Annotated in this window: 8 protein-coding genes; 4 read left to right on the top strand and 4 right to left on the bottom strand. The window is 33.9% G+C overall.

Features of this window, described 5'->3' with window-relative positions:
- Positions 1 to 77 precede the first annotated feature (77 nt).
- From GKZ86_RS18310 to GKZ86_RS18295, 4 genes are all read right to left on the bottom strand, one after another.
- Positions 78 to 1,136, bottom strand: coding sequence for a hypothetical protein (locus GKZ86_RS18310; RefSeq protein ID WP_154784502.1), 1,059 nt, complete (start codon positions 1,134 to 1,136; stop codon positions 78 to 80).
- A gap of 16 nt (positions 1,137 to 1,152) precedes the next feature.
- Entirely contained in the window at positions 1,153 to 2,751 is a 1,599-nt protein-coding gene (locus GKZ86_RS18305; RefSeq protein ID WP_154784501.1) for a RagB/SusD family nutrient uptake outer membrane protein, read from the bottom strand.
- An 11-nt stretch (positions 2,752 to 2,762) separates the two neighbouring features.
- On the bottom strand, positions 2,763 to 5,960 hold the full coding sequence (locus GKZ86_RS18300; protein WP_154784500.1) for a TonB-dependent receptor: 3,198 nt from the start codon (positions 5,958 to 5,960) through the stop codon (positions 2,763 to 2,765).
- 311 nt (positions 5,961 to 6,271) lie between these two features.
- On the bottom strand, positions 6,272 to 7,150 hold the full coding sequence (locus GKZ86_RS18295) for an AraC family transcriptional regulator (RefSeq protein WP_154784499.1): 879 nt from the start codon (positions 7,148 to 7,150) through the stop codon (positions 6,272 to 6,274).
- Between the two features lie 302 nt (positions 7,151 to 7,452).
- Here GKZ86_RS18295 and GKZ86_RS18290 point away from each other — a divergent pair, with 302 nt between their 5' ends.
- The 4 genes from GKZ86_RS18290 to GKZ86_RS18275 all read left to right on the top strand — a co-directional run bounded on the left by GKZ86_RS18290 (position 7,453) and on the right by GKZ86_RS18275 (position 12,531).
- Entirely contained in the window at positions 7,453 to 8,583 is a 1,131-nt protein-coding gene (locus GKZ86_RS18290; RefSeq protein WP_154784498.1) for a glycoside hydrolase family 26 protein, read from the top strand.
- Between the two features lie 140 nt (positions 8,584 to 8,723).
- Positions 8,724 to 10,115, top strand: a complete 1,392-nt coding sequence (locus tag GKZ86_RS18285; RefSeq protein ID WP_154784497.1) for an MFS transporter — start codon at positions 8,724 to 8,726, stop codon at positions 10,113 to 10,115.
- Positions 10,116 to 10,143: 28 nt separating this feature from the next.
- Positions 10,144 to 11,334 (top strand): glycosidase, encoded by a 1,191-nt coding sequence (locus tag GKZ86_RS18280; protein ID WP_154784496.1) that lies wholly within the window; start codon positions 10,144 to 10,146, stop codon positions 11,332 to 11,334.
- Positions 11,335 to 11,340: 6 nt separating this feature from the next.
- Positions 11,341 to 12,531 carry an AGE family epimerase/isomerase gene (locus tag GKZ86_RS18275; protein WP_194632548.1) on the top strand — a complete coding sequence of 397 codons (1,191 nt, stop codon included), beginning with the start codon at positions 11,341 to 11,343 and terminating at the stop codon, positions 12,529 to 12,531.
- Positions 12,532 to 12,533: the final 2 nt, after the last annotated feature.

Raw genomic sequence — 12,533 nt, 5'->3', positions numbered from 1 at the left:
TATAGTATAAAAAAGTATTCCCTAATTGAGTAGATTAGGGAATACTTGAAACAAAATTCAAAATATAATAAATGCTTTTATTTTAAAACAAAACCAATATCATCAAACAATACAGTGTTACCTCCATCATTATTAGATTCCTGAAATGTAAGCATGGTAACGCTTGTAGGGTTTCCTAAATCGCTTAAAGGAATTTCAATATAAACCCATGTCGTTGTAACAGGAATAACATAATTAGTTCCTCCGTTTACACTAAAATTCACACGTCCGTTTTTTGAACCTTTAACAGCAACTCTTAAGGCTTTATATGGTGTCATATCAACATTGAAACCCCAGTTTCCTCCATCCCATTGTCCAAATTCCCAACGCCATGATTTATTTCCCTGATATGCATCTCCTTCAAAAGCAAAATTTACGCCTTTTCCTGCCCAAGGCCCTCCCCATTGCATTCCGTAAAGTTCATCATCATACAATGCCGTTCCTATAGCTTCTTTCGCAACTGCAGTTCCGGATATATTGGTTACGGCAAGAGTTCTGAAATTAGCATTTGCCGGTATTTTTACCACAATTTGCTCTAGTGTAGAAGATACTATCGTTACTGGAACAGCTGGTAGTGTAGCAGTTTTTGCAAGCGTAACCACCGGATTTAAGAAATATTTTCCTTTAATAGTTACCTCATCACCTTCGGAAGCGTTTATTAAATTAAAACTACTAAATGTTGGCACTGGTGGCGCAACCATAAAATCAAAAGTTGCTGTACCGCCCGCTGTAACTACTTTTAACTGATTTGAAGCGTTTGCATAAGGCGTATTTTCATCGATTAATACAATAATATCGGTGTCTGTTACAAAAGTTGGTCTGAAATAAGTATCAAAATCATTAAAATAAATCTTTGTTGTACTAAGAAATCCTTTCCCGTGAATGACGTAGTAATTTTTTGGATCTCCTATTGTTACCGGAGTTAATGGTTTCATACTACCATCTTCATTATATCCTGAAGGTGATACTGATTCTATAACAGGGCCACCACCAGTAGCTTCTGTATTATTATCATCATTTGAGCATGAACTAAAAAGCATTAAAGAAAACACCCATGCGATACATGCTGTTAACGAAACAATTTTTATATTTTTCATATTTTTATTTTTAAAATTATTTAAAAGTATACGGTGCTACTTCTGTCAATTTTGGATTTTTAATTAAGTCATCAGCTGGATATGGCAATAAAAGACTTGTTGCAGAAATTGTAATGTGTTTTTCTATGTCTTGATCTCCTCTGTTTTGTGCTTCTAATATTTCTTTGGCTTTGCTGAAAGGCAAACGTCCTAAATCGAAATAATAATCTCCTTCGCAAGCTAATTCCGCACGTCTTTCTTTAAATATATCATCAAAAGAAATAGAAGCTTTCTCAGGCAAACCTGCTCTTTTACGAACTGCATTAAAAGATTTAAGCGCTAATGCATCAGAAGTGCTTCCTGATTGTGAACCTAATATTGCTTCGGCATGAATTAATAATAATTCTGCATAACGCATCATATAACTGTTCATGCTGCTTTCTCCATTAAATGGAGCATTAAACGGCCCGGTAATAGGTAAATTTTCTTTTCCGATTACATATTTTTTCAATCCTGCTCCTGAGTTTTGAGCTTCATTTGCGATTTCGAATGTGTAGCCTAATAGTTTTGGAGAATCTACAGCAAGTGTTTGAGCATACGTTAGATTTGGATAATAATCTCCCGGCAGCATAAATGTTTCTGCTCTTCTTTTATCTCCATTTTCAAAAACATTATGAATTAAATCCTGAGATGGCGCAATTTGACCTGAATAGGTAGTTTCTACCAATCTGTTTTCGGGAGCAAATAATGTGTTTGAGAAATTACCTTCAAAATAAGTTCCGGCTCCTGTCCATTGCCATGAAAAGATTGATTCTTCGTTGTTATTGTTTTTTTGAAGCCATAAATCAGCAAAAGATTTTGTAGGCAATTCTTCTCCACCTAACAATTTAAATTCTCCGCTTGTAATTACTTCCTGAGCCATTGCTCTTGCCAGGTCATACTTTTTTTGGTATAAATATACTTTTGCTAAAAAGGCTTTTGCAGATCCGCTAGACACATGCGCATTTGAAGCATAATCAGAACCTCTGTTTTTAGATCTTAAATTGGCAATGGCAAATTTTAAGTCGTTTTCTATAAAAGTATAAACATCATCAACGGGATTACTAGGAATAACAAAGTTTTTAGAATAATCTGCATTGTTTTCGATAATTGGCACATTGCCCCATAATCTCACTAAGAAGAAATAAGAAAAAGCTCTGATAAAATGTGCTTCCCCTAAAGCATTATTTAATGCTGCCGGACTAACATTTGGCCCAACACTTTGAGGTAAATTATTAATGTAAGCATTAGAATTTGCTATTGCACCAAAACATGATCTCCACGCATCAGAAATAAAAGCTTGTGAATTGGTAAAACTCAAATCTGTGAATTTACCAAAGTCATTATATTGGCTCGCATACATATTACCTGAAATTACATCTGTAATACCGTAAAAAGCCGATTTGTTCATATTAAACCAAACGATGCCATATAATCCGTTGCTTGCATTATCAAGTTTTGTATCTGAATCGTAATAATTACCAATTGTAGGAGTTCCTTCGGCAGGTACATCTAAAAAGTCCTGCGAGCAAGACGATGAGATTAACATCAACATTGCTACGGCAATAACACTGCTTCTTTTTATTATATTTTTCATATTAATACGTATTAAAATTCAACATTAAAACCAAAAGAGATTTGTCTCGGAACAGGATAACGACCATTATCAACACCTGATAATAATGCGTCCTGATTGTAATTACCTACCTCAGGATCATAGCCTTTGTATTTTGTAAAAGTGTATAGGTTTTGCCCGGAAACATAAAGCCTCAATCTTGTTAATTTTATTTTTGAAATAATATCAGAAGGCAAAGAATAACCTAAAGTTACGTTCTGAATTCTTAAATAAGATCCATCTTCGACATTACGTGTAGATACCGCATTATTGATATCATCATAAGTTGAAGGTCTTGGCAAAGAAGCATTTATATTTGAAGCAGAGTAAAAATCTGAAGCTTCTGCTAAATAATTTGTCCCCAAATTGCTATTCATTGTTCCTGATAAGCGGGTTAAATTCATTATCTTATTTCCGGCAGTTCCCTGAAGAAAAATAGATAAATCGACATTTTTATATTTGAAATTATTGGTGAATCCGTAAGTAAATTTTGGATTTGGATTTCCAATTGAAACTAAATCTTTTAAGTCAATAACACCATCATTGTTTTGATCTTTATAGATAACATCTCCTTTTTGAAAATTTGGCAATAATGAATTCGTTCCATTTTTTAGAACCACTCTGTTTCCCGGAGAAGTTTCATGTCCGTAAGTTAATAAATCATCATCAGTTCTGTAAATACCAGTCGCTTCATATCCTATAAATGAACCAATTGGCAAACCTTCCTGAGTTCTCGAAACCGTTACCGTATTATACGCAAGCGTACCCATTGTTTTCACAATATTTAATCCTGCCATATTCGTAACCTCATTTACAAATCTGGTAAAGTTCGCACTCGTATTCCACGAGAAATCTTTTGTAAATTGATTGGTATAACCAAGCGTTATCTCAATACCTTTATTTTCCATACTACCAAGGTTAAAATAAGGAGGATTTACACCACCTTCATAATCACCACCACCAGAAAGGTAGTTTGGTAACGGAACCTGATACAAGAAGTTTTTATTCACTTTTTTGTATACATCAACCGTTCCGGTAAGCTTACCTTTAAACATTGTAAAATCTAAACCTAAGTTAGTTTGTTCCTGGGTTTCCCATTTTAAATCTTTATTAGGTGTATTTGATGGCAGGTAAGAAGTTCCCATTGAACTATTAACCAAATGCAAATTAGAATCATATAAGTTATTTCCAATTTGATTATTTCCTGTTTGTCCCCAACCTACTCTAAGTTTAATATCATCAACATATTTTCTGGTACTTTCCATAAAAGCCTCATGAGAAATTTTCCATGAACCGGATGCAGAACTAAAAACACCCCATTTATTTCCTATGAAAAATTTTGAAGATCCATCTGTTCTTACCGCAGCCGAAAGACCGTATTTATCATCAAAATCATAAACAACCCTTCCTAAATAAGAAGCCAAAGTTTGAGTTCCTGAATACACGCCGCTTGTAACTGCTTTCGACAAGTCTGATGCCGCAAGCGATTTATCATTATTATCCTTATAACCATAACCTGTTATAGAATATCCTTGCCAGTGCGACCTGTTAGATTCTTGTACAGCTAAAATTGTAAAACTATGTTTGTCAATTGTTTTTCTGTAGGTAAGCATGTTTTTTAAATTCCATGAATTACCGGTTGATGGGTTGTAATACAAATTAGCATAACTTTTTACGGCATTACCCAATGAATACATAGGATCAAATCGCTGTCCTAAATTATCGTAGATATAACCACCAGCCTCAAAACGATATTCTAAACCTTTGAATAAGTCAATCTGAGTATAAAAATTTCCTGCATAGTTTTTTCTCACCAATGTGTTTGAACCTAATAAAGAAGTAGCAACCGGGTTTACAAATGATGTTGCACCTCCCGCCGGCGGACCCGCAAAAGCTCCCGACAATTCTCTGACAGCAACATCCGGAGTTGCTAATAAAGAAGTTGCAACAACTCCATTAAACTGACCGTTTAAAGTCAATTTTTCATCTGTAATTGCTCCGCTTACGTTTACACCAACTTTTATAAAGTTGTTTACTTTTGCATCGACGTTGGTTCTAAAATTATATCTTTTAAAGCCAGATTCAATCACAATACCTTCCTGATTTAATACACCTCCCGAGATATAATAATTTACACCTTCTTTACCACCAGAAAACGATAATTGGTTATTCTTCATAATTCCTGTTTCGTAAATAGCATCCTGCCAATCTGTACCATTTCCTAAAAGTTCAGGATGAGCAAATTCAGGACGTTTAGCCGTAGGATCATAAACATCTGCCAAAGCATTTTGATGTTTTGCATAATCCTGCAAATTCATAGAATGCAATTTCTTTGGAAGATTACTTATCGAATAAGAATTTTCGAAAGATAATTTACCTGTACCTTTTTTACCAGATTTAGTCGTTACGATAATAACACCATTAGCACCACGAGAACCATAAATCGCAGTAGCCGAAGCATCTTTTAAAATATCAATAGACTCAATGTCACTTGGATTAATAAGCGCTAAAGGACTTTGTGTAATATTCCCGTTATTAGAAAAATTTGTATTTCCCTGTGCATTTCTACCCGAAGTAGATGAGTTACGAGCATCACCTGAAATTGGTACACCATCAATTACATACAAAGGTTCATTTGTACCCGTTAAAGATGAAACCCCTCTAATCCTTACCGAAACATTACTTCCCGGTTCACCTGAATTACTGCTTACAATAACCCCTGCAGCTTTACCCTGCATCATTTGATCAAACGAAACAACTTTTAAATTTTCAATATCTTTAGAGCTAATACTGGAAATAGCACTATTAATGTCTTTTCTCTTTTGCGTACCGTAACCAATTACAACCACATCTTTTAAGTCTTCAGCAGCAGGTTTTAAAACCACATTTATAGTCGTTTTTCCGCTGATCACGATTCTTTGTGTTGTAAAGCCAATAAAAGAATATATCAAAGTTGAATTTGCAGGAACGTCAATCGTATATTTTCCGTCAAAATCTGTAGAAGCAGATGTCTTTGCTCCTGCAACCGAAATATTTGCGCCCGGAATAGATAATCCCTTGTCATCAGATACGACTCCGGATATTTTTACCTGAGCCTTAACAAAATTACATGTCAGCAACAAGAATAAAATCAAAGGAACTAATCTGTGGTTAGCGTTCCAATGAATGAAGTTAGTCATTAGTCTTTTCATAATAAATGTTTGGTTAGTTTAAATTTGTTGTCCATAATTCAGTAATAAAAGAGTGGTATTTATTTTCTAAATTATTTAACAAATCTATAACAGAAGAAAACATTAAATCAATAGTATTATATCATTTAATGATAATATTTTTACTATATCGCTTTAAAAAAACATATATGAAAAATAAAATGAATAAATTTTACATTATTCGCAATGACCATCCCTTGAATTGGTGTGAATTATAAATTAAAATTAACGAATCGGCTAAAATGCAAACGATTTCGTTAAAAATAATATTTGTTTGTGCTAAAAAAGTATCATTATAAAATACGCTTAAGTCCAGAAAAATCTTCCCTATACTGACTTGGCGTACAATTTTTAGTAGCTTTAAAACTACGATTGAAGTTCGCAATATTATTAAAGCCCGATTTAAACGCAACTTCAGAAACACTCATGTCTTTTTCAACAAGCCAACGTGCTGCATATCCAATTCGGATATCATTAATATAATTGACAAAAGTTTTTCCCGTGCGCTTTTTTATAAATCGATTAAAAGAAATTATAGACATGCTCGCAACACCGGCAACATCTTCTAAAGTAATTTTTTCAGCAAAATGTTTTTGCACATATTCATAAACCAGCTTCATTTTATCATAATCATCAAACGTATCATAATCTACAGTATACGTAGAAAGCAAACGTTGGTTTCTCGAATTTGCCAGGTCATATAATAAAGAAGTAATTTCTAAAAAGTAGTCCATACCATCTAATTTAGAGAGCTTAACCAATCTTGGCGTTAATTCTTCCGTTACTTTTTTAGAAAATAAAATGCCATGAATCGAACGATTAAACATATCCCGAATCGGATTCATAATACGTCTCGACAATAAAGATTCATGAAATAAATCATTATGAAACTGAATCGTAATTTCATGAATTTTTTTACTTGTACACTTATTCAATTCCCAACCGTGATATAAATTTGGCCCAATCAAAACCAATTCTACATTATCAATTTCTTCAATATTATCTCCAACAACACGTCTAACTCCTTTTCCGTTTAAAATAAAATTAATCTCAAATTCAGGATGATAATGCACCGGAAAATCAAAATTATCTTTTACCCTGTCAAAAACTAAAAAGCTGTCTCCAGCCGAAAGTGGCGCAATTTCTCTGTAAAAATTTTTAGTAGTACTCATCTTCAAAACAATTTTACTAAGTGATATTCCTTTTTTTATTTGCAATAATATGATATATAATTGATAAAATAATATTAATTATGCTACAATCATCCGTTTATCTTTGAAAAATAGAATTATTGTTTTTACAAAAAGAGCATTCATATTAAATATTAATCATTTTTAATATACTATATTTTTATAGTTTTAATAATTTTAAAGAAAAAATAATATTAAATTCTCGATCACAAATTAAAGCACTTTTAAGCCATTATCATTTTATAGTTTTATACTAATTAATCTGAAGAACAACAATATTTGTAATGAAAAAAAATATCCTAATAGTAATAATGGCTGTATTTACAGGAACTTCATGTTATTCAACAGAAACCTTAACTGATACTAATTTGTCACTTTCAGATAAAAAAGCAACACACAAAACTGTTTTGCTTTATAAAAAACTAAATCAGCTAATTCAAAAAGGATATCTTTTTGGACATCAGGACGATCTTGCTTATGGTGTAAACTGGAAATATGAAAATGGTCGAAGCGATGTAAAAGATGTTGTTGGAGATTATCCTGCCGTTTACGGCTGGGACATTGCAGGTTTAGAAAAAGATGACACTAAAAATATAGATGGAGTTCCGTTTGATAAAATGAAACAATACATCAAAGAAGCCAATCAAAGAGGCGGAATAACCACAATAAGCTGGCATTTTGATAATCCTGCAACAGGAAAAAATGCCTGGGACAATACACCAAATGCTGTAAAAACAATTTTACCGGGCGGAGAAAATCATCAAAAATTTACCACTTGGCTAGACAAAGCCGCAGCTTTCTTTTTATCATTAAAAGATAAAAAAGGAAAAAATATTCCGATACTTTTCAGGCCTTATCATGAACTTACCGGTGGCTGGTTTTGGTGGGGAAAAGGAAATTGTACTCCTGAAGAATTTAAAGCAGTATGGAAATTTACCTTCGAATATTTACAGAAAAAAGGAGTTCACAATTTAATTTACGTCTATAATACAGGCAGTTTCAATTCAAAAGAAGAATTTCTCGCCAACTATCCTGGCGACGATTATGCCGATATTTTAAGTTTTGATAACTATCAGAATAACAATGACAAAGAAGGCGCAATATTTATTGAACAAACTCAAAAGCAATTTAAAATTTTAAATGAAATCGCTGCAAATCAACATAAATTAATGGCTTTCGCCGAAGCTGGATACGAAGCAATTCCAGATCCTAAATGGTGGACAGGAACTTTATCTAAAGCTATTGGTGATTATAAAATATCGTATGTTTTATTATGGAGAAATCACGGCTGGCAGGAAAAAGAACAAAAAATGCATTATTACGCCCCTTATTCCGGCCAAATAAGTGAAAAAGATTTTGTTGATTTCTACAATCTTGATAAAACACTTTTTGAAAAAGACATTAAAAAAAATTAAAAATTGAGAATTAAAAATTAAAAAAACGTTTAAATCCGCGTTTTTACGAAGTAAATCCGTTTTATCCGCGTCAAAAAACAACACATAGAATTATTAAAATAACTACCCAAATCTAAACCACAACCTTAAAAAAAAGCCGAATGCACGACAAAATAAGTTTAAAAGAAAAAATAGGTTACGGTCTTGGAGACGCAGCATCATCAATGTTCTGGAAAATTTTCAGCATGTATCTTTTATTTTTTTATACCGATGTTTTCGGGTTGGCGCCTGCAATAGTCGGAACCATGTTTTTAATTACCCGAATCTGGGATTCTTGTTTCGACCCAATTGTTGGAATCATCGCTGACAGAACCAAAAGCAAGTGGGGAAAATTCAGGCCTTATTTATTATGGGTTGCCGTGCCTTTTGCCGTAATTGGGGTTTTAACCTTCTATACACCTGATTTTGATGAAAAAGGAAAAATAATATATGCCTATGTAACGTATTCTGCCATGATGATGATTTATTCGTTAATCAATGTTCCTTATGCATCACTTTTAGGTGTAATGTCATCAGACCGAAAAGAAAGAACGACTTTATCATCGTACCGAATGGTTTTTGCCTTTGGAGGAAGTCTTCTGGCGCTTTGGTTAATTGAACCTTTAGTAAATTACTTCGGTGGAAGCCTAAATTCTAAAACAGGCTGGTTGGCAACAATTTCCGTTTTCGGAATCATTACAACTGCTTTTTTCTGGGGATGTTTTTTCTTCACTAAAGAAAGAGTAAAACCAATCTCTGACGAAAAAACGAATCTAAAAGAAGATTTAAAAGATTTACTAAAAAACAAACCGTGGTGGATTTTGTTGGGCGCCGGAATTGGCGCTTTAGTATTCAATTCCATTCGTGACGGAGCTGCCGTTTATTATTTCAAATATTATGTAAGCAGCAGTATAAACTTTGATTTTTCACTTTTCGGAACAGCTTTTCACATGACTCCTACTTCAATTTATTTGGTTTTAGGGCAGGCTGCAAATATCATCGGAGTTATTGCTGCAACACCAATTGCCAACAGAATTGGTAAAAAGAAAACCTTTTTTGGAGCGATGGCTTTAGCCGCAATTTTGAGTTTAATTTTCTATTTCTTCGGAAAAAAAGATATTTTCCTAATCATGAGTTTTCAGGTTTTAATCAGCATTTGTGCAGGTTGCATTTTCCCGCTAATCTGGTCAATGTATGCTGATAGCGCCGATTATTCAGAATGGAAACAAGGACGAAGAGCTACCGGATTGGTTTTTTCAGCTTCATCAATGTCTCAAAAATTTGGCTGGACAATTGGTGGCGCCGGAGCCGGATGGCTTTTAGGCTATTACGGTTTTCAGGCAAATGTCGAGCAAACCGCAGTAACGCAAAACGGAATTCAATTAATGCTAAGCATATTACCTGCTTTCGCAGCTTTTATATCAGTCGCTTTCATATTATTTTATCCTTTATCTGAAGAAAAACTTCAAATAATAGAACAAGATTTAAACGAAAAACGAGACCAGACCCATTAAAATATTACAGATACCGAAATCAATTCATATGACAACAATAACATCTTCGACTACTTTTCAGGATAGAAAAGTAGCATTAGAAAAAGAACATAAAACACTAATCGAGCAAAAAAATGCTCCACAAGATAATACCGGAAACGGGATATACGAACGCTATAAAAATCCGGTTGTTACAGCATCTCATGTTCCATTAAACTGGCGTTTTGATCTAAACGAAAAAACCAATCCGTTTTTGCAGGAAAGAATTGGTGTAAATGCCGCTTTTAATGCCGGAGCAATGAAATGGAACGGAAAATATCTTCTTGCTGTTCGTGTTGAAGGAATTGACCGAAAGTCTTTTTTCGCTATAGCAGAAAGTCCAAACGGAGTAGATAACTTTAAGTTTTGGGATAAACCATGCGTGATTCCACAAACCGAAGAACCGGACACAAACGTGTACGATATGCGTTTAATTAATCATGAAGATGGTTGGGTTTACGGCATTTTTTGTACTGAAAGAAAAGATCCGAAAGCACCAAAAGGTGATACAAGTTCGGCTGTAGCCAATGCCGGAATCGTGCGTTCTAAAGATTTAGTGAATTGGGAAAGATTACCGGATTTAATTTCAAATACAGGACAACAACGAAATGTAGTTTTACATCCTGAATTCGTAAACGGAAAATATGCTTTATACACACGTCCGCAAGATGGTTTTATTGATGTTGGTGCAGGCGGCGGAATTGGTTTAGGATATGTTGATGATATGACAAACCCAGTCGTTAAAGAGGAAAAAATAATCTTTGGGAAACAATATCATACGATTTATGAATTGAAAAACGGACTTGGTCCCGCTCCTATTAAAACAGAAAAAGGCTGGCTGCATCTCGCACACGGAGTTCGTAATACTGCTGCAGGTTTACGTTATACGCTTTATATGTTCATGACTGATTTACATGATATTTCGAAAGTAACCTACGTACCTGCCGGACATTTTATGGGTCCTGAAGGAATTGAAAGAGTTGGTGACGTATCAAATGTTTTATTTTCAAACGGATGGATTGAAGATACTGACGGAACTGTATATGTCTATTATGCTTCATCAGACACCAGAATGCATGTTGCGGTTTCATCTGTAGAAAAACTGGTAGATTATGTTACAAATACGCCCGCAGATACGTTTATTTCTGCAGGTTCAGTAAAAACAATTATCAACCAGATTGAGAAAAATAACGCAATATAATTTATCGTGTCAACAAAACTAAAGCAGCTTAAAACCGAATTATCGGCAGAACTTGATTCTATTTTAGATTATTGGTCAAAAAATGCCATCGACACTAAAAATAACGGCTTTATAGGTCAGATTGATAGTAATGAAAATAGCATTGAAAACGCTGAAAAAGGTTCTGTTTTAAACGCCAGAATTTTGTGGTCTTTCTCGGCAAGTTATCAAATCACTAAAAATGAAGAGCATAAAAACATTGCTAAGCGCGCTTTTGAGTTTCTTTCACAATATTTTTATGATTCAGAATTTGGAGGTTTATTTTGGAGTATTAATGCTGATACAACTCCAAAAGACACTAAAAACCAGATTTATGCTTTAGCATTTGCCATTTATGGATTATCTGAATATTATGTGATTTCAAAAGACGAGAAAGCTTTAGCTATCGCGATAAATCTATATTTGAGAATACAAAAACACAGTTATGATCCTGTCAATAAAGGTTATCTGGAAGCTTTTACACGCGATTGGCAAGCGATAGAAGATTTGCGCTTAAGCAATAAAGATGCCAACGAAAAGAAAACGATGAATACGCATTTGCACATTGTAGAAGCGTATGCAAATTTATTTAAGGTTTGGAAAGATAAAACGCTTCAAAAAGATATTATTGAATTATTACAAACCATAGAAAAGCATTTTATCAATACAGAAACCGGGCATTTACGCTTGTTTTTTGATGAAAACTGGATCGAAAAACCAGACGTTATCTCCTACGGACATGATATCGAAGCGGCTTGGCTTTTATTGTATTGTGCCGAAATTTCAGAAGATGAAACTTTAATTTCAAACTATAAAAAACATGCCGTTCAAATGGCAGAAGTAACCAAAGAAGGTTTAGACATTGATGGTGGTTTATGGTACGAATTTGGTCCTGAAAAAAATGAATTAATTGCCGAAAAACATTGGTGGGTTCAGGCCGAAGCCTTAATTGGTTTTTATAACGCTTATCAATTAACGCGTAACAAAAGTTATCTAGATATTGCTCTCAAAAATTGGGATTTTATAAAAAAACACATTCTTGATACTAAAAACGGAGAATGGTTTTGGGGAATTTACCGCGATTATTCCCTAATAGAAAAAGACAAAGCCGGTTTCTGGAAATGTCCGTATCATAATAGCCGCGCCTGTTTAGAACTTATTAACCGAATTAAAACCTAAAA

It is taken from the genome of Flavobacterium sp. LC2016-13 (assembly GCF_009707955.1).
Taxonomy (GTDB): domain Bacteria; phylum Bacteroidota; class Bacteroidia; order Flavobacteriales; family Flavobacteriaceae; genus Flavobacterium.
This window is presented reverse-complemented; position numbering and strand designations above follow the sequence as displayed.

Bases quoted from the DNA above. Each gene is read 5' to 3' on its own strand.
- GKZ86_RS18300 (WP_154784500.1), bottom strand. From the start codon at position 5,960: ATGAAAAGACTAATGACTAACTTCATTCATTGGAACGCTAACCACAGA.
- GKZ86_RS18285 (WP_154784497.1), top strand. From the start codon at position 8,724: ATGCACGACAAAATAAGTTTAAAAGAAAAAATAGGTTACGGTCTTGGA.
- GKZ86_RS18305 (WP_154784501.1), bottom strand. From the start codon at position 2,751: ATGAAAAATATAATAAAAAGAAGCAGTGTTATTGCCGTAGCAATGTTG.
- GKZ86_RS18280 (WP_154784496.1), top strand. From the start codon at position 10,144: ATGACAACAATAACATCTTCGACTACTTTTCAGGATAGAAAAGTAGCA.
- GKZ86_RS18290 (WP_154784498.1), top strand. From the start codon at position 7,453: ATGAAAAAAAATATCCTAATAGTAATAATGGCTGTATTTACAGGAACT.
- GKZ86_RS18310 (WP_154784502.1), bottom strand. From the start codon at position 1,136: ATGAAAAATATAAAAATTGTTTCGTTAACAGCATGTATCGCATGGGTG.
- GKZ86_RS18295 (WP_154784499.1), bottom strand. From the start codon at position 7,150: ATGAGTACTACTAAAAATTTTTACAGAGAAATTGCGCCACTTTCGGCT.